This is a genomic window from Pseudanabaena cinerea FACHB-1277, from assembly GCF_014696345.1.
In the GTDB taxonomy this organism is placed as follows: Bacteria; Cyanobacteriota; Cyanobacteriia; order Pseudanabaenales; family Pseudanabaenaceae; genus Pseudanabaena; species Pseudanabaena cinerea.
On the sequence record NZ_JACJPY010000050.1, the window covers coordinates 14,357 to 33,170 of the forward strand.

At 45.3% G+C, this 18,814-nt stretch carries 13 protein-coding genes; 12 read left to right on the top strand and 1 reads right to left on the bottom strand.

Annotation, left to right across the window (positions count from 1 at the left end):
• Positions 1 to 24 precede the first annotated feature (24 nt).
• Entirely contained in the window at positions 25 to 903 is an 879-nt protein-coding gene (locus H6F44_RS14655) for a metal ABC transporter permease (protein WP_242016585.1), read from the top strand.
• Here the strand turns inward: H6F44_RS14655 and H6F44_RS14660 are convergent.
• A complete protein-coding gene (locus tag H6F44_RS14660) occupies positions 900 to 1,445 on the bottom strand; it encodes an NYN domain-containing protein (protein WP_190351773.1) in 546 nt (181 codons plus the stop codon). The genes H6F44_RS14655 and H6F44_RS14660 overlap by 4 nt on opposite strands.
• A gap of 296 nt (positions 1,446 to 1,741) precedes the next feature.
• On the opposite strand from H6F44_RS14660, the gene H6F44_RS14665 reads away from it, so the two are divergent.
• From H6F44_RS14665 to H6F44_RS14715, 11 genes are all read left to right on the top strand, one after another.
• Positions 1,742 to 5,209, top strand: a complete 3,468-nt coding sequence (locus H6F44_RS14665) for a PAS domain S-box protein (protein ID WP_190351774.1) — start codon at positions 1,742 to 1,744, stop codon at positions 5,207 to 5,209.
• 169 nt (positions 5,210 to 5,378) lie between these two features.
• The gene (locus H6F44_RS14670; RefSeq protein ID WP_190351775.1) at positions 5,379 to 5,945 is read left to right on the top strand and encodes a Uma2 family endonuclease; all 567 of its coding nucleotides are present in this window, start codon (positions 5,379 to 5,381) and stop codon (positions 5,943 to 5,945) included.
• 34 nt (positions 5,946 to 5,979) lie between these two features.
• Positions 5,980 to 7,368, top strand: a complete 1,389-nt coding sequence (locus tag H6F44_RS14675; RefSeq protein ID WP_190351776.1) for an aspartate ammonia-lyase — start codon at positions 5,980 to 5,982, stop codon at positions 7,366 to 7,368.
• A gap of 611 nt (positions 7,369 to 7,979) precedes the next feature.
• Positions 7,980 to 9,245 carry a response regulator gene (locus H6F44_RS23790; protein WP_190351777.1) on the top strand — a complete coding sequence of 422 codons (1,266 nt, stop codon included), beginning with the start codon at positions 7,980 to 7,982 and terminating at the stop codon, positions 9,243 to 9,245.
• An 18-nt stretch (positions 9,246 to 9,263) separates the two neighbouring features.
• The gene (locus H6F44_RS14685; protein WP_190351778.1) at positions 9,264 to 10,397 is read left to right on the top strand and encodes a chemotaxis protein CheW; all 1,134 of its coding nucleotides are present in this window, start codon (positions 9,264 to 9,266) and stop codon (positions 10,395 to 10,397) included.
• Positions 10,398 to 10,457: 60 nt separating this feature from the next.
• A complete protein-coding gene (locus tag H6F44_RS14690; protein ID WP_190351779.1) occupies positions 10,458 to 11,909 on the top strand; it encodes a methyl-accepting chemotaxis protein in 1,452 nt (483 codons plus the stop codon).
• Positions 11,910 to 12,034: 125 nt separating this feature from the next.
• Positions 12,035 to 14,623: a hybrid sensor histidine kinase/response regulator gene (locus H6F44_RS14695; protein ID WP_190351780.1), complete on the top strand. Its 2,589-nt coding sequence runs from the start codon at positions 12,035 to 12,037 to the stop codon at positions 14,621 to 14,623.
• Positions 14,624 to 15,718: a chemotaxis-specific protein-glutamate methyltransferase CheB gene (gene cheB, locus H6F44_RS14700; RefSeq protein ID WP_190351781.1), complete on the top strand. Its 1,095-nt coding sequence runs from the start codon at positions 14,624 to 14,626 to the stop codon at positions 15,716 to 15,718. It abuts the gene before it with no gap.
• Between the two features lie 49 nt (positions 15,719 to 15,767).
• Entirely contained in the window at positions 15,768 to 16,829 is a 1,062-nt protein-coding gene (locus tag H6F44_RS14705) for a DNA cytosine methyltransferase (protein ID WP_190351782.1), read from the top strand.
• A 15-nt stretch (positions 16,830 to 16,844) separates the two neighbouring features.
• Positions 16,845 to 17,732: an NgoPII family restriction endonuclease gene (locus H6F44_RS14710; protein WP_190351783.1), complete on the top strand. Its 888-nt coding sequence runs from the start codon at positions 16,845 to 16,847 to the stop codon at positions 17,730 to 17,732.
• A gap of 2 nt (positions 17,733 to 17,734) precedes the next feature.
• Positions 17,735 to 18,814 (top strand): CheR family methyltransferase (locus H6F44_RS14715; protein ID WP_190351784.1); only part of this gene is annotated, 1,080 nt, incomplete at its 3' end.

Below are 18,814 nucleotides of genomic sequence, written 5' to 3' on the forward strand. Positions count from 1 at the left end.
CCATTTTTTACTTATGTCCCTCTTATGTCCCTAATGTTGGTCGCGCAAACTGCTCAATTACCATTCTGGGCATGGATTACCGAGCCTTTGACCTTGGAATTTATGCGAAATGCCCTGATCGCTGGCGCGATCGCTGGTGTCATTTGTCCTGCGATTGGTTGTTTTTTGATCGTGCAGAGGATGTCTCTCTTGGGGGATGTGATGACCCATACGGTGATGCCAGGCATGGCGATCGCCTTTTTTTGGCGCATAGATGTGGCGATCGGTGCATTTGTGTCGGGCTTGGGCAGTGCTTTTTTGATTGCCCTCTTGCGATCGCAGACCCGCGTTAAGGTCGATGCGGCGATGGCGCTAACCTCTTCTAGTTTTTTTGCGATCGGCATTTTATTAATATCGATCCTAAAAATCAAAATCGATCTCCATGGATTTTTATTTGGTGATATTCTCAGCGTCACCCAAACCGATATAAACCGCGCTGCGATGATTGCGGTGATTGTATTGACGGCGATCGCCATTTTTTATAAACAGCTATTGTTTTACACCTTTGACCGCATCGGGGCGCAGGCTTTGGGACTGCCCATAAATTTAATTTATCTAGGACTGATGGCAGGTGTCACCCTGACGATTATTGCCAGTATGCAAACTATGGGCGTGGTATTAGTGGTATCCCTATTGGTTGGCCCTGCGATCACTGCCTATTTATTAGTCAAGGAATTGCATCAGATGATTTTTGTGGGGGCTGGGGTGGGGCTGTTGGCGAGTGAGATCGGGCTGTATGCCAGTTACTATCTCAATCTGCCCTCTGGTCCTGCGATTGTGGTGATGGTGTTGCTGCTATTTGCCCTAGCCCTTATTTTTAGCCCCAGTCAGGGCTTGCTATTGCCGCGCTTACGCAAGCACTAATTTAAACGATTGCGCCATTGGGCTAATTTGGCTTTAGTATCCCCATCAATGCGGTTGCCCAACAGGTTTTTCGTATCAGCTTTTTGGGGCTTTTGACGATGTTGTACCGATCGCCATGTTGCCTCCACCTCTTGCTCAAGGGCGATCGCCGATAGCCATTCTGCCCCAAAGCCCACCGCCGTTAATTGTTGAGCGCGATCGGAAGTGACCACAATAATCCTTTTTAAATGCCTGAGTGGGTCGCGGCGATATTTGCCGCATTGGCGCTCGATGTATGTATCGGCGGTTTCATTATGATCGGTGAAGTACAGCCTGAGATTTTTAGTGATTTTTTCGGCACGGGCGGGGGTCGCCTGTATATAAGCATCAAAAACTAATGTGGTTTTGTAACCGTGATAGGCACTGAAATTTACCATTTCTTCCGTCAATTGCGATCGCGCCAAATCAAACCCTTGCAGATCGCGGATTTCCTGCAAGCGCCGCCACATCCCAATCACGTTGTAACCGTCCACCAACATAACTGGTGGATGTTCCGATGGCATAATGCTAGACCGCTAGATAAGGTTACTCATTTATAATTATTATAGATCTACCTGCACAGCTAAAGAAAAAGGACTTTCATTAATTATTTCACCAATTATTTCATCAATTATTTCAATTGTGATTGTTGCGTTTTGCAAATGAATACTTACACATTTGCAATCAAAAAACGATACAAAAAATGATACTAGTAAGGGATATTAATTTTTAGATTACTGTAGATAATATGAATAATATGGTATGAGGGGTGAATCAGGTATCTATTGCTCAAACTATGAAGCTTTCAGGAGGTAAGAATATGCCAGACTACGCTAAGAAAACTGCACATACCCTCGATGACTTGCAGAAAAAGTTGCAGCGAGAGCAGGCTGTAAGTCGATTGGCTCACCAGATTCGCTCCTCATTAAGTCTGCAAACGATCCTTGATACTGCCGTTGAGCAGATTCAGCAAATCATCGGCGGCGATCGCGTCAATATTTGGAAATTTGAACCCGACTACTCCAGCGTAGTGGTGGCAGAGTCAACCTGCCTACCGCGATCGCTAATGGGCAAAAAGGTCTTCGATCATTGTTTTCAGTCAAACTTTACCGAAATCTATCGTGAGGACTATATTCGGATTGTCCCTGACATTGACATCACCGAGATGACAGAGTGCCACCGTGAGTTTTTGCGAGAGCAACAAATCCGCGCCAAGGTGCTGCTGCCGCTTTTCTGTCGGGGGCAGTTGTGGGGCTTGCTAAATGTCGTGGAAAGTCAAACAACGCGGGACTGGCAGGAGGATGAAATTGATCTATTGCGTTGCGTGATGACGCAGTTGGAGATCGCCATTCAACAGGCTTCAACCCACGAGCAGTTGCAAGCAGAATTGCGAGAGCGTCTTCAAGTGGAGGCTCAACTGCGGCAAAGTAACCAACGTTTGCAGGATGCCCAACGGATTGCTCACCTTGGTAATTGGGAACTAGATCTTCAGCACAATACGCTCTATTGGTCAGAGGAGATTTTTCACATATTTGAAGTCGATCCACAGCAATTTAGCCCATCTTGTGAAGCCTTTCTGAGTTTTATCCATCCCGACGATCTAGATGCTGCTAAATCTGCCTATAGGCAACATCTGCGCGATCGCCAGCCCTATAGTCTAGTGCATCGCATCCCCATGGCAGATGGTCGCATTAAGTATGTGTGCGAGAAATGTGAGAGCGCATTTAGTGCTGACGGCAAGCCTCTGTTTTCGTGGGGTACTACTCAAGATATTACGCAGCAGCGAGAGATGGAAATGCGACGCGATCGCGCCGAAGCTTCTCTGCGTCAAGTGATTGAAGGGACTGCTGCTGTAACAGGTGAAGCCTTTTTTCCTGCTCTAGTACGTCATGTTTCTGAAGCCTTGGGAGTGCGCTATGTTTCGGTTGACCAAGCAATGCCCAATGGGTTTCAGGTCTTGTCATTTTTTGCAAATGGGGAATTTCGCTTCCCTAAGTTTGTGGCTTACGATGCAGTGCCATGTTGCTACCAATCGCTCCAAGATGGAAGTTTTTGCCAACCTGCGGGTATGCAAGCAATCTATCCCGACAATGCCCTGTTTAATGAATTGCAGGTAGAAAGTTATCTGGGGGTAAGGCTACAAAATGCCGCAGGTGAACCCATTGGTATTCTCTATATTCTCCATGATGCCCCTTTAGCTGATCCTGACTGGAGCCAAAAACTGCTCACGATTTTTGCAGCGCGGGCGGGGGCAGAGCTAGAACGACTGCTCACTGCTCAAGCCCTAGAGGCTCTAAATACTGAGTTAGAGGAGCGCGTAAGCCAACGTACTGCGGCTTTAGTCGAACGGGAAGCTCGATATCGAGGTTTATTAGAGGGGGCGGCCGATGCCATTTTGATAGCCGATCTTCAGGGCAATATTCTAGAGGCTAACCAGAGAGCCGAATTGTTGTTGGGCTATCCCCTAGCAGAACTGACCACCCTACATTTTACACAACTGCATCCTGCGACAGAGCTAGACAGAATCAAGGTAAACTTTGCCGAAATAGTACAGAAACAACACGCTCAGATCTTGGATGTAATCTGCCATCGACGCGATGGCAGCACTGTACCCGTGGACATTACGGCTAGTGTCATTAACATTAACGGGGAAATCATGGTGCAGGGGATTTTTCGGGATATCACCGATCGCAGACAGACAGAACTAGCCCTAAGAGAAAGCGAAACTCGATTTCGGCGAGTGTTTGATTCCAATGTGGTGGGGATGATGTTTACCGACTTTAACGGGGTGATCTATGATGCCAACGATCGCTTTCTAGACATTATTGGCTATAGCCGCGCCGACCTAGCAGCAAACCGTATCAATTGGGCTGAAATCACCCCTCCCGAATATGTGGAATCGGATTGTCAGGCGATCGCATATTTGCAGAAACATGGAGAAATTGCCCCTTGGGAAAAGGAATACTTACGTCCAGATGGTAGTCGAGTATCGGTTCTGCTTGGTGTTGCCATGCTGCTCTCTAAGGTTGATGGGCGCTGTGTTTGTGTGGTAATAGATATCAGCGATCGTAAGGCAGCCGAAGCCAAGTTGCAGCGCACCAACGCCGAGTTAGAACGTGCCACCCGTCTAAAAGATGAGTTTCTTGCCACCATGAGCCACGAACTCCGCACGCCTCTTAATGCCATTTTAGGTATGACAGAAGGCTTGCAAGAGGGAATCTTTGGCAACATCAACGAGAGACAACTCAACGCCCTCAGTACTGTGGAAAACAGCGCCTCTCACCTGCTCACTCTCATAAACGATATCCTAGATGTCTCCAAAATTCAATCTGGGAAAATCAATTTAGACTATAGCCAAGTTTCCATAGAACATTTATGCTCCTCTAGCATTGCTTTCGTCAAGCAACAGGCTTTTAGCAAACGCATTCAACTAATAACGAAAATCTCTCCTCATCTGCCTGATATCTTAATCGATGAAATCCGCATGAGACAAGTCTTACTGAACTTGCTCACCAATGCCGTGAAATTCACCCTAGAAGGTGGAACCGTTACCCTCACTGCTGCATTATTACCTCCAGAGTCACCTGATTCCCAAATCAGCTATCTGCATATTGCCGTTACAGATACTGGCATTGGCATTACACCTGAAAATATGACAAAACTATTTCAGCCCTTTGTGCAGATAGATAGCGCCCTCAATCGCAAATATGCGGGTACTGGCTTGGGACTAGCCCTAGTTAAGCAGATTGTGGAACTGCACGGCGGTCGGGTTGGGCTAACTAGTGAACTAGAAGTGGGAAGTTGTTTTACAGTCGATCTTCCCTACCAGATTCAGGTTGCTCCCGATGCGTATTCCGCAAGTTTGGCGATCGCCATCGAACCTGACCATAGCCCTGTTAATGCACCTTCCCTTAACCGATCGCCTTTAGTTTTGCTGGCAGAAGACAATCTCGCTAATGTTGTAACTATATCCAGTTATTTGGAAGCGAAGGGATATCGTCTATTGTTTGCTGATAATGGACAGGAAGCCGTTGCCCTTGCGATCGCCAACCATCCAGATGTGATTTTGATGGATGTACAGATGCCCAATGTTGATGGTTTGGAAGCGATGCGGCAAATTCGGCAACAGGAAAGTCTGCGGCATATTCCCATCATCGCCTTAACTGCCCTAGCCATGAAGAGCGATCGCGATCTCTGTTTGGCGGCTGGGGCTAATCACTATCTCAGTAAACCCGTTAAGCTCAAGCAACTGGACATTTTGATAAAAAATATTCTCGCTCAGCCATGAGAGGGTAAGCTGATTGCCTGACAAATCTTAACCATAAACGGGCAAGATGAGCGTTCCACAAGGATTCTGCCTTTGTGGGTCAGACATCTTGTCTGACAAGGCTTGCAAGCACGCTTTAATTTGACGCTAAAGTATATAAAATATAACCGTTGTCCTTTGGTTACACCCCATGATTGCCACCCTGCAACGCCAACACAGCCTTGATGAATATCGGGCGATCGCCGATATCTCTGAAGAAAAATGTGAATACCACGATGGAGAAATTATTAAAATGGCAGGCGGAACCATTAACCATAGCCGTATTGGTCGTAATATCCTTAACCTCTTGGATAATAAATTGCGAGATACCGAATTTGAAGTGATTAACAGCGATTTACGGCTGTGGATTCCAGAATATCGGCGGGGGGTATATCCTGATGCGATGGTTTTTGCCAAGCCTGTGCAGCTTAATGGCGATCGCCAAGACGAGGTTCTCAATCCTCTTTTAATTGTGGAAGTGCTATCAACCTCAACGGAAGAATTCGATCGCACTGATAAATTTAGAATGTATCGTTCTATTCCTAGCTTTTGTGAATATCTATTGATCCGTCAAAATAAGGTGCTTGTGGAACGTTTTAGCAAGCAAGAGCAAGGTTGGTTATACAGCGATTTTGATGGGTTAGATCAAGCAATTAATCTCGAATCCTTGCAGATTCAATTAGCGATCGCAGAAATTTATCGTAGTATTAATTTCTGATAACAGCCACGCACAAAATTCGCATACAAAATTTATGACCAGAACCGAACGCGACTCCATGGGCGAAATGTCCTTGCCCGACGATGTTTATTACGGGATTCAGACTGTAAGGGCGATCGCCAACTTTCAAATCAGTGGACTCAAACCCCTTGCGACCTTTGTGGATGCGGGGTTGCTGATCAAAAAGGCAACGGCATTGGTCAATGCGGAGCTTGGCTGTATCCCAGTCGGCATGGGCATGGCGATCGCGGCGGCGGCGGATGAAATTTTAGATGGCAATCTGCGCGATCAATTTGTGGTGGATGTCTATCAGGCGGGGGCTGGCACATCGCACCATATGAATATCAATGAGGTACTCGCTAATCGCGCCCTCGAAATTTTGGGCGATATTAAGGGCAACTATGCCAACGTCAACCCTAACGATCATGTGAACTATGGACAGTCAACCAACGATGTGATCCCCACTGCCATTAGAATTGGCGCATTATTAGCACTAGATAAAACCCTGTTGCCAGCATTGGCAAGCCTTGACGAACAGCTACGCATCAAGGCGATCGCCTTTGCCCCTATCGTCAAATCGGGGCGCACCCACTTACAGGATGCAGTCCCCGTGCGTCTTGGTGATGAATTTCAAGCCTATGCCCAGATCATCAGCGATCACATTAAACGCATCAGTCTTGCCTCTGAAGACCTCAAAGTGCTGGGACTTGGTGGCAGTGCCTCTGGTACGGGTTTAAATACCCATCCTCAATATTGCGATCGCGTGGCAGAGAAACTTAGCGAAATCACAGGCTTTGCCTTAAAACCTGCTCCAAACCTGATGGCAGCGATGCAGAGCATGGCTCCCTTTGTGAATGTATCAGGGGCAATCCGCAACCTCGCCCTAGATACCTGCAAAATTGCCAATGACCTGCGCCTGATGGATTCAGGACCAAAAACAGGCTTGCGGGAAATCATGTTGCCGCCTGTGCAACCAGGGTCATCGATTATGCCTGGCAAATATAATCCTGTGATTGCGGAAATGATCAACATGGTTTGCTATCAGGTAATCGGCTATGACAGTGCGATCGCCTTTGCTGCCCAAGCAGGACAATTGGAATTAAATGTGATGATGCCGCTCATTGCCTATGACTTGATCCAAAGTATTGAGATTTTAGGCAGAGCGATCGCCACCTTAGCATCCAAATGTATTCAGGGCATCGTTGCTGTCGAAGATCGTTGTCTTGCCTATGCTGAAGGCAGTCTCTCCCTAGTCACTGCATTGAATACCCACATCGGCTATCTCCATGCGGCAGATGTGGCGAAGGAATCCCTAGCCACTGGGAAATCATTGCGTCAAGTGGTCTTAGATAAGGGGCTAATGGATGCAGAGAAGCTAGCGGAAATTCTCGACTTAGAACAGATGAGCCGCCCCAATGGTTAATATTGCGGGTTTTCGTTGAATATAGCCCCCAAAAAGTTAAGGGCGATTTTATGAATTGCCCCTACCTTTTCTAACACATTCATTAGTGAATAGCAATGTAGCTAATCGTTTTGTTTGATTTGTCCTAATGCAAGTGGCTACAACAATAAGTCTTATACCGAACACAGAGATGGCTATGTCATTGCTGTGTTCCAAAACCCACAATGGGTTTGGTTTTCAACCCATAAAGGTGTAGTCACACTTTTGCGGTTTGGTATTAATGGTTTTGGCGGATAGACAAAAGTTAAGTTTAATGTGTGATTTTGACTCAGGGGTAGAAATAAAATAATATAGAAATTAAGAAATATCTATTTAGTCCTTCCCTTTACAGCTTTTAACCAAAGCAATTATGTAGCATTTAGGAATTCAATTCGTAGCTTATTAGCATGAATCGAACAAAAATTACTGCCAATTTGCGTAAATAGAGGTAAAGAGCATCTCACTTAAGCGCAGCCTTAATTCGGCATAGAGACAATGAGTTTTAGACTCTTAGCTCTATCAGATGTTCTTAATTGAGAGGCTCTCGGTAAATGTGAGGGTCATCTGCACTCATTTGGGCGGAGGTGAAACCAGTGCAAGGCAAATTTCACAACCAACAACTGCTAGCTCTGTTAAAAAAACTAGAGAGCGTAGCTTTTTCAGGAACTGTAAACCTTGACTTAGAAATCAAGGATCAGAATTTATCGAAATGTATTCTGGCTTGGCGCAATGGCTCACTGATGTATGCAGTGCCATGTCTGCCCGATATCCATGCAATTATTGACTTTCTTGAACATAAATTGCATCGTCAATGGATTGCACCAGCCGTTGTCTTCGCTTCGCGGCAGCTTAAAGACGAACATTCAACCCAAGAATTAATAGAACGTTTGATCGCCATGGAACTTTTCACATGGGGGGAGATTGAAGCAGTTTTCTATGCTCAAACGATTGTGCGTTTGGAACAGATTTGGGAATGTGGAGGCAGTTTTCAAATTGAAAAGAATGTCAATCTGGAACTACGGAGTGCATGGAAAGTTGGCGATTTATTATTAGAACTAGCTCACCGTAAAGATCGTTGGGCAGCGATTAAGCCAGTGATCCCTTCGCTCAAACTAATTCCCATGATTGCTACGGCAACAGAATCATCACCTATGCCCCACAGCGTCAAAAAGCACTTGGTGGAATGGGTGGATGGCAAGCGATCGCTCTGTGACATTTCCCAAGGTTTAGACAAAGATCCTTTGCAAATCGCTCAGTTTTATGCAAAGTGGTCAAAGGAAAAATGGGTTAATTTCATTTCCGAAGAAACCAACGCCATGCCATTAATTTTGGCGATCGATGATAGTGCCGTTGTCCAGCAAATGATTCAACGCACGCTCTCTTCTTTTTGTCGGGTTGCAGTGGCAAGCAATGCCGTTGATGGACTAAGCGTGATGTATCACCAACCTGTAAAGTTGCTGTTGCTAGATGTGATGATGCCTGAAATCGATGGCTTAGAAGTTTGTCGTACCATTCGCCGTATGCCGCAATTTAGCAATTTGCCAATCATTATGTTGACGGGTAAAGATGGCTTCTTTGACAAAATGAAGGGTAAAATGGCTGGCTCCAATGAGTACATTACCAAGCCCTTTGAAGCCTCAAGCCTCAAGCAGTTGGTGCGCCAATACTTAAATTTGCCGATGCCGATGACAGATTCCAATGCAGAAGCCATATCAGAAACCAAAACTCAAGCAAGATCACCAGCCAGATCAGCAGGACAGACCGTAGATCAGCTTCTAGGCAATAGGGCAACTGCTTGTAAGCCTAAAGATACTTCCGATGATCAAATGGCAACCAGCATTCAGTATCAATGTAGTTAGTGGGGCGGTAGAGCGATTATGTTATCTCAAGAACTTATCCCCAAATATTATGTAATCTTTTCACTGCATGGCTTGATCTATGGCATTGATGCGATCGCTGTAAAAGAGATCTTCTCCTTACCAGAACTAGCGATCGCCATTGATGCACCCAAAGATATCATTGGTTTGCTAAATTTGCGGGGGCATTTAGTTCCAGTAATGGATCTCAATCATCGTTTTGGTTATCCATTCCAAGAATATCAGGTGAGTGATTCCGTAATTGCCCTCGAACAGGATGGGGAAATGCTGGGGATCGTGGTTAATCAAGTGCGGGAGGTGGTAGCGATCGCCCCTGATGCAATAGAAACCACAATTTATACACGCCATCCTTCTAAGCTAATTAGCAGTGTGGCAAAGCTGCAATCAGAGACGATCGCCTTATTAAAAACTGCATCTTTGTTTGATTGTGTGGAAATTGTCGATGGGGCGATTACTACCAAAGAAATCACCGAGCTTCATCATGATTCCCATTTTGAGGATCATCATAATGATTACCGTAATGATCACTATGAGCATCATGCCGATCATTACGGTGAACACCATTGGATCGAGAAACAAGGCAACTTTTTTGATACCTTCTGTCCCCATATCACTGAGCGAGAGCGGCTGACTTTTCATACCCGTGCAGAACAATTGATGCAAGCTTCCCAGCGCAATGACTTTATGGGTTTGCGTCCCCTCGCCGTAGTCGGTTTGGGCGATGAATACTTTGGTTTAGATTTGGAAGTCGTCCGCGAATTTACGGAATTTCACAAAGTCACACCAATTCCCTGCTGTCCCGACCATGTGGTCGGCAATATCAATTTGCGGGGCGAAATCGTAACGCTGATTGATATTCGCCGCGCTCTGCATATGCAGATCGATGAACACCATCCCACTTCTAAAGCGATCGTTGTCCATATAGACGATCTGATCATGGGCATTCCTGTGGAGAAGGTATTTGATGTGCTGTATTTGCAAAAGAGCGACATCAAGCCCAATCCCATGGCAACCAGTGAAGGCGATCGCGACTATTTACAGGGGACAGTTCTGTATCAAGAAAAAATGATGGGAATTTTGAACCTTGCCAAAATTTTTGCAGAAGGGAATCTTTCGGTAAACGAAGAAGTTTAGCCAATCACCAATCACCAATCACCAATCACCAATCACCAATCACCAATTAGGACTAAAACTATGTTTAATAATTTGAAACTCAGGGGCAAAATGCTATTTGGCTATTCTGTACCAGTGGCTTTGATTGCAGGATTGGCGATCGGGGTATATACCACATCGCAAATTGTTGATAAGAGCTTTGAGCACGCCTTGGTTGCTAATGATCGCGCTAGAGTTTCCGATGCCTTGGAATTAAGAGTTTCGCAAATTGCTCGACAGTCACGGGGCTATGCCCTCACTCTGGATAAGGAGTTATTGGATCGCTATGAAAGCGGCGTAAAAAACCTGAATGAAGTGCAAGATAAGGCTTTGGTATTGGTGAAAGATGCTTTGCCTGAGCAAAAGGAACGCATGAATAAAATGGTAGCTTTTACTGATCAGTACGAAAAAATCACGCGCAGTCAGATTGAGGCGGCGAAAGCGGGCAACCGTAAATTGGTGGTGGATAATGTGGAACAGGGCGCAGAACTCCTTAAATCCTTTGAAACTGTGATGAAGGAGTTTGACACGCGCCAAGCTGAGGTGATTAAGAATGCGGAAAACACCACCAAGAATGCTCTGGGGCTTTTGGTTACAATGTCGGTACTTGGCGCTTTGGCTTCTTTGGTAATTGCTTTAATAGTTGCCTTTGTGATTTCTTCGGCGATCGCCAACACCCTCAACCAAGCCGCCAGCGAAATCGCCAGTTCTTCAGCACAAATTGCCAGCGCAGTCGAGGAACAAGAGCGCACCGTCTCGCAACAGGCAAGCTCGGTCAATGAAACCTCAACGACAATGGGCGAGCTTGGCACATCCTCAAGGCAATCGGCAGAACAGGCGGAAGTCTCAGCTTCAGGCGCACGCCATGCCCTCTCGCTCACCGAAAGCGGCACAAAGGCAGTCCGTCAAACCCTCGATGAGATGACCACCCTCAAGGATAAAGTCGGTGCGATCGCCGAACAAATTCTCAGACTTAGTGAACAAACCAACCAGATCGGCAATATTTCAGGACTTGTGGGCGACCTCGCCAACCAAACCAATATGCTGGCGCTCAATGCTGCTGTAGAAGCCGCCCGTGCGGGAGATCACGGCAAAGGCTTTGCGGTAGTTGCCGAAGAAATTCGTAAACTTGCCGATCAAAGCAAGAAGTCCGCCGAAAAAATCAACACCCTCGTTTCCGACATTCAAACGGCGATTAACTCCACCGTCATGGTCACGGACGAAGGCAACAAGACCGTCAACGAAGGTCTATCCCTCGCTCGCAGCATGGCAGAAGCCTTTACAGGCGTTTCTGACTCGATCAATAACGTCTTTATCAGCAGTCAACAAATTTCGCTCAATGCCAAACAACAGGCTGTAGCCATCAATCAAGTAGTGGAAGCGATGAATGCCATCAACCTTGGCTCAAGGGAAACCGCATCAGGTGTATCGCAAATCAAGGTCAGCACCCATCAGCTTAATGCGGCGGCGCAAAAGTTACAGGCAGTGGTGTAGACCCTCACCCCTAGCCCCTCTCCCATTGAGGGAGAGGGGGACTAGAAAGTTGATGGCTCCCCTTCTCCCCTAGTGGGAGAAGGGGCTGGGGGATGAGGGGCAAGTATTAATAAGGAGTGCCTATTATGTATATCCAAGATGAAGAACTGAGAAATGTCTTTAAGATTGCTAGTGAAGAACATATTCAGAAGTTAGAAGAAGACTTCCTATTTCTTGAGAAAAATCCACAGGATAAGGCGCACTTAGAGGAAGCATTGCGAGAAGCGCATACCCTCAAAGGTGATGCGCGGATGCTGGGTATTTCGGGCGTGGAGACGCTCACCCACCAAGTTGAAGATCTGCTGGGAGCCGCGAAACGGGGAGAGTTGGAAATATCAGGCAAAATGCTCGATCGCCTATATTTGGGACTTGATGCGATCAGGCAATTGGTGCATGAGGCAATCACCGATGAGGAGGCACGAATTAGTATTTTTGAAGTGCTGGCGCAGTTAATGGGAGCCGAGGTGCAGGTGGCAGAGCCGACCCAGGAAAGCGATCCCTTTAGCGATCCCTTTGAAGATACTGGCGATGTGATGATGAATACGCAGCCTGCGGTCGAAAATTTACAAGCACTACCAAATAATATTGTGCCTATTGGGGCTATGCCTGAAATAGTGAGCCTTAATAGAGTGAATGGTAATGGTCATAATGGTCATAATGGTCATCAAAACAATGGCAATAATGGCGTAGCGATCGCCCCTCTGTCCGAAAATTCTACCAACCCCAAAACTAACCCCACCATCCCTGCGGCTCCTCCCTTAAATCCCAATCCTCAGCCAGTGCGATCGCCTGAAAAACCGCCTGAAAGTGCAATCCATCCTGATCTGCGATCGGCTAATGGCAATATTAATAGCACTAATGCCATTAACAACAGTTTAAACGCCACCTTTAGCGAAACTGATAAATATCGGATTGATACAATTCGCGTTGATCCCCAGAAGCTCGATGCCCTGATGACCCAAGTTGGTGAGCTAACCGTTACCAAAATCCGCATCTCCCAAAGACTTACGGAAATTGAAGAAATTATTAGTCTCTGGGAAGAATGGAGCCGCGATACCTTTGTCAGCCGCCTTGCCCTCGAAAAAAATGGCAAAGTTCTATCTGATATTTCTCTAAGTAAAGAAGACGATCGCCATAGTCCTAAAAACAGCAACTTCCACCGCCGCCTCGAAGAAAGACTCGATCGCCTTGGCAATCAACTCAATCATCTGCGCCGCAATACTTACGAAGACACCGCCCGACTCGACTCGATCGCAGGGGATCTCAAGGAAGGCATTCGCACTTTGCGATTACTGCCCCTTGCCACTGTTTTTAACTTATTTCCGCGCATGGTGCGCGATCTGGCACGACAACAAGCCAAAGAGGTCGAGCTAATCATCGAAGGCGGCGACACCTCCGCCGACAAACATATTCTCGAAGAAATCAAAGATCCTTTGATGCACCTGATCCGCAATGCGATCGATCATGGCATCGAATTGCCCTCCGAACGCGAAAAGGCTGGCAAGCCCAGAGTCGCCACAATCCGCCTCAAGGGTTTGCAAAATGCCCGCAGTGTGATCATCGAAATCAGTGACGATGGCAGAGGGCTAAATATAGATCAAATTCGTCAAGCCGCAATCCAGCGCGGTATTTGCCGAGAAGAAGAGTTAGCCTCCATGTCGGAAGCGCAAATTCACAATTTAGTATTTACGTCAGGCTTTTCCACTCGCCTTGCTGTTACCCAAATGTCGGGGCGCGGCGTGGGCTTGGACGTAGTTCGCACCAATATCGAACGGCTCAAGGGCGATGTTTGGGTAGAATCTCGCGCGGGGCAAGGTTGCCTGTTCCGTATGCAGATTGACACCACCCTCGCCACTACCCATGTCCTGATTGCCGCCGTCAAAGATACGCCCTATGCCATGCCTGTGGAATTTGTGCAAACTACGCGCCTGATTCCCCGTCAAGATATTTTTTCCATCGAAGGCAGTCACACGATTACGATCGATGATCATCCCGTATCCGTCGCTTGGCTATCGGATTTGTTAGAACTAGATGTCAGCGATCGCAGTTTCAATCACAAGTCCTTGCCCTGTATCATCCTCAAAATCGGAGTCGAAAGACTAGGCTTAATCGTTGATGCCCTACTTGATGAGCAAGATGTGGTGATAAAACAGCAAAGCAAGCTGCTCAAAAGGATTCGTAACGTCAGTGGCGCGACTATTTTAGGCACAGGCGAAGTCTGCATGGTACTCAACCCATCGGACTTATTAAAATCAGCGCGGAAACGTGCAGGATTTGTGTCAGCGAGTAAACTGTTAGAATCCGTACAACGCAAGAAAATAGTCTTAATGGTCGAAGATTCGATAACAGTCCGCACCCAAGTCAAACGCATTCTCGAAAATGCGGGTTATGAAGTCATTGCCGCCGTTGACGGCTTAGATGGCTACGAAAAACTCCGTACCAAATCCGTTGATGCCGTAGTTTCTGATATTCAAATGCCGCACCTTGATGGGCTAGAACTGACCGCCCGTATCCGTCAGCACAAAGAATACACCGATCTGCCCGTAATTTTAGTTACGTCCCTTGCCTCTGAAGAGGACAAACGCAGGGGTGTAGAGGTGGGGGCAAATGCCTATATTGTTAAGAGTGCCTTCGATCAAAATGTGCTTCTAGAGACATTAGGGAGACTGATCTAAATGCCTAAGTCACCGATCCGCGTATTACTGGTTGACGATTCCCACATTGCCCTAGAGATTTTGCAACGGATTCTCTCCCAAGCCCCTGATATTTTAGTAGTAGGCTGTGCGAAGGATGGCATCGAAGCCCTAGCCCTCTTGCCTCAAGTTAATCCTGATGTGATCTGCACTGATTACCATATGCCCCGCATGAATGGTTTGCAGCTTACAGAATTAGTGATGATGAAATATCCGCGTCCCATTTTGGTAATTAGCATTTCCGTACAGACTGAAGATGCGCGAACTATTTTTAAAATGCTGGAATCGGGTGCTGTCGATGTATTTCCCAAGCCCCCCAGTGGCTTGTTTGAAGATTACAAAAAAATTCAACAGGATTTAATCGAACGGATTCGGGTTTTATCAGGGGTGTCGGTATTCACCCGCACTAAGCGCAATACTTTACTGTCTCTCGAAAAACAAACCTATAAAGAACCCGCCCCACCACCCGTATTTTTTGCGATCGCCCCTGATACCCAAATCGTCACCATCGGCGCATCCACAGGTGGTCCCCAAGCCATGCAAACCCTATTAACCCAAATCCCTGTAGGATTTCCTGCGCCCATCGTCTGTGTACAGCACATTAGCCGTGGCTTTTTAATGGGATTGATCGATTGGCTCGGCTCCCTCTGCCATCTGCCTGTCAAGATTGCCGTCCAAGGCACAATGCCCGAAGCTGGCACGATTTACTTCGCACCAGAGGATCGCCAACTGGAATTTGACGATCGCGGCAGATTTTTCTACACTGCTGCCTTCCCTGTGGATGGACATTGCCCATCGGTGACAGTTACTTTTCAAGCGGCCGCAAAAATCTATGGGGCGCGAAGTATTGGCATTTTGCTCACAGGCATGGGACGCGATGGCGCAACGGGCTTAATGGCAATTCGCAAAGCGGGCGGCGTGACGATCGCCCAAAATGAAGCCACCAGTATCGTGTTTGGGATGCCACAGGTAGCGATCAAAATGGGAGCCGCCCAAAATGTTCTCGCCATCCAAGAAATAGCCCCCTTTGTGATGAATCACATTCTCACCACTCAAACCAGTTCGATTTCTTTCTAGTTACCCAATCATCTTGTAAGTTAAAGCATATAAATCCTGAAATACCTCTATGAAGTCAATCATTTCGCTATTTTCTGGTTGTGGAGGATTAGATTTAGGTTTTTCTAAAGCAGGTTTTGATGTGGTTTGGGCGAATGAGTTTGACAAAGCTATCTGGGAAACCTATGAAAAAAATCATCGGCATACTTTTTTGGATCGGCGAGATCTTAGACAAATAGCTTCACAGGATATTCCTGAATGTATCGGCATTATTGGCGGATCGCCTTGTCAGAGTTGGAGTGAGGCAGGAACTCAAAGAGGTTTTAATGATGAGCGAGGACAATTATTCATGGAATATGTGCGCGTCCTCAAAGATAAACAGCCCTTATTTTTTCTGGCGGAAAATGTTTCAGGAATGCTGCACAAAAAACATAGTGGAGCTTTGGCAAATATTATGACTGCCTTTGAAGAAGCTGGTTATTCCATTACTTACAAGTTAGTTGATGCCAAGGATTACGATGTGCCTCAATCTCGGAAAAGAATTATCTTTATCGGTTTTCGGGCTGATTTAGGCAAGAAATTTGCATTCAAGGCATTAGCCACATCTCCTGATATTCCTAACTTAAAACAAGCGATCGCCGATTTACAAGGCAAAGAAAAACCAGCGATCGGGCGTAGCAAGTCTAATATTCATGATTGCAATATCCCTAATCATGAATATATGCAGGGTGATTTTTCAAGTATGTATATGTCGAGAAATCGGGTGCGTAAATGGGATGAGCCATCTTTCACTATTCAAGCGGGTGGTCGTCATGCACCGATCCATCCCCAAGCCAATCGCATGATTCGGATCAGTCAAGACAAATGGATCTTTGATCCAGAGTCACCATTGCCCTATCGGCGGTTAACGGTGAGGGAATGCGCCAGAATCCAAACTTTTCCCGATGATTTTATTTTTTATTATCAAGATCTAACCCATGCTTACAAAATGATTGGCAATGCAGTTCCTGTCAATTTGGCATACGCGATCGCGCAATCGATTAATCAACAGTTGAAGTTAGATTTCTCGTTAGAGAACTATCAAAATCAGGAGCAAGAATATTTTAAAATTCCTTCAGGAATATCTAGCTAAATATATGGAGGCAATATGATAGATCAAGCTGCAACAAATATTCTAAAAGCAATTAAGGTAGTAGTCGAGTGTGGCATTCCCAATGTAATTGATTTTTATCGTAGTGAAAATCGGATTAACTCCGTTGGTGACGCTTTAAAATTATTTGCTAAGGATATATTTGCTGATTCCGTAAATATTAATAACTTGCATCAAAAAGAAGAAGCTCACAGAAAAGTATTTTCTTGGGGAGGCAATGCCAATAATCCGCCAGATTTTATGATTAAAGGTGGTGATGCTGTCGAAGTTAAAAAAATTACATCGACCAAATCCAGAATTGCGCTCAATAGCTCTTATCCATCGGCAAAACTTTTTGCAAATAGTCCTTTATTGCTATCAGAATGTCGAAATTGTGAAGATTGGCAAGAGAAAGATATTATTTATTGTATTGGTTGTATTGATGGCAAAGATACTAATCAGCGCTTATCTTCACTATGGCTAATTTATGGTGATTGCTATGCAGCTAGTAAGGATTGTTATGAACGGATTAAAGCAACTATTACTCAAGGAATTCAAGCGATTTCAAATGTAGAACTTAGTCCAACTAATGAACTAGCTAGAGTGAATAAAGTCGATCCTTTAGGTATCACTAACTTAAGAGTTAGAGGAATGTGGGATATTGCCCACCCTGCTACTTTATATAGTTATTTAAATCTTGATTCAAATCAAAAATCTTTTCCAAAATCTTTTCAGATGATCGTCTTAATGACAGCATCAAAATATAATTCTTTCCCTAATCTTGATAAGGAATATATAGAGTTATTAAAACATCAAAAACACATAGGGATTAGAGATATAGAAATTAAATCTCCCAATAATACTATGCAGAGTATTTTAGCCAAGCTATTCATTTACGAGATATAAAAATGGTAACTATTCCTCAATCGGTTTTAGATAAATTAAAAGCAGCGATCGCTGAGCGTTTTGGAATTTACATCCGTCCTCAAGATGATGCGCCTTTTTGCAAAAAAATTCATGGCAGAGTGCAGGAATTACGACTCTCCACCTACGAATCCTATTGCGACCTTTTAAACAGTGCCTCCGATATGAGTCACTCAGAATGGCGCGAACTCGTTCGCCAAATCACGATCTCTGAAACCTATTTCATGCGCGATAAAGGGCATATCAATTTATTGCAAAATAATATATTGCCTGAAATTATTAAAGCGCAGCAAAATACGAAGACTCTGCGTATTTGGAGTGCGGGCTGCTCAACGGGAGAAGAAGCCTATTCCATCGCCATTTTATTACAGGAATTAATTCCTGATCCTCAGAACTGGAAATTAAAGATTGTCGGGACTGATCTCAATCCTGAAGTAATTCAAAAAGCAAAGCAGGCAGTATATGGCGATTGGTCATTACGGAGCCTCACCCCAAAACAAAAAAGTCTCTACTTCACCCAGCAGGGCAATCTCTGGCGGCTCCATGAGAATCTGTGCAAAATGGCAGTCTTTTATTCTAATAACTTAGTGGATGAAGATTTTAGTCGGTCATCTTCCGAATTTTCTAATTTTGATTTGGTTTTGTGCCGCAATGTCTTTATTTACTTTGAGCCGCAGGCTATTAAAAAAGTTTTACATCGTTTTCAAGTAGCACTTAAAACTAACTGCTACTTGATTACAGGTCACATGGAACTGCATGGGCAAAATCTTGATGGATTTAAGGTCAATGTGTTCCCTGATGCAGTGGTTTATCAAAAATGCGATCGCCCCAATGCCTATAGCACCGAATCCTATGGCAGTCCTGATTTCCGCAATTATCCTATTTCCCATGCTAGTAATTTTAATCCATCAGCCAATAATTCCTTTAATCAGAAAATAGATTATACAAATCATTTATTCTATGCCCCAAGTTCTCCTAACTCGAACAGTTCTGAGAAGTCAGTAACTCCTGCCGATCCCCTTAGTTCCACTTGGGAATCCTATCGCCATGCTTCCAATAACTAT

Excerpts from the sequence above, each read along its gene's own strand:
- H6F44_RS14655 (WP_242016585.1), top strand. The coding sequence starts at position 25 with ATGTCCCTAATGTTGGTCGCGCAAACTGCTCAATTACCATTCTGGGCA.
- H6F44_RS14660 (WP_190351773.1), bottom strand. The coding sequence starts at position 1,445 with ATGCCATCGGAACATCCACCAGTTATGTTGGTGGACGGTTACAACGTG.
- H6F44_RS14665 (WP_190351774.1), top strand. The coding sequence starts at position 1,742 with ATGCCAGACTACGCTAAGAAAACTGCACATACCCTCGATGACTTGCAG.
- H6F44_RS14670 (WP_190351775.1), top strand. The coding sequence starts at position 5,379 with ATGATTGCCACCCTGCAACGCCAACACAGCCTTGATGAATATCGGGCG.
- H6F44_RS14675 (WP_190351776.1), top strand. The coding sequence starts at position 5,980 with ATGACCAGAACCGAACGCGACTCCATGGGCGAAATGTCCTTGCCCGAC.
- H6F44_RS14685 (WP_190351778.1), top strand. The coding sequence starts at position 9,264 with ATGTTATCTCAAGAACTTATCCCCAAATATTATGTAATCTTTTCACTG.
- H6F44_RS14690 (WP_190351779.1), top strand. The coding sequence starts at position 10,458 with ATGTTTAATAATTTGAAACTCAGGGGCAAAATGCTATTTGGCTATTCT.
- H6F44_RS14695 (WP_190351780.1), top strand. The coding sequence starts at position 12,035 with ATGTATATCCAAGATGAAGAACTGAGAAATGTCTTTAAGATTGCTAGT.
- cheB (WP_190351781.1), top strand. The coding sequence starts at position 14,624 with ATGCCTAAGTCACCGATCCGCGTATTACTGGTTGACGATTCCCACATT.
- H6F44_RS14705 (WP_190351782.1), top strand. The coding sequence starts at position 15,768 with ATGAAGTCAATCATTTCGCTATTTTCTGGTTGTGGAGGATTAGATTTA.
- H6F44_RS14710 (WP_190351783.1), top strand. The coding sequence starts at position 16,845 with ATGATAGATCAAGCTGCAACAAATATTCTAAAAGCAATTAAGGTAGTA.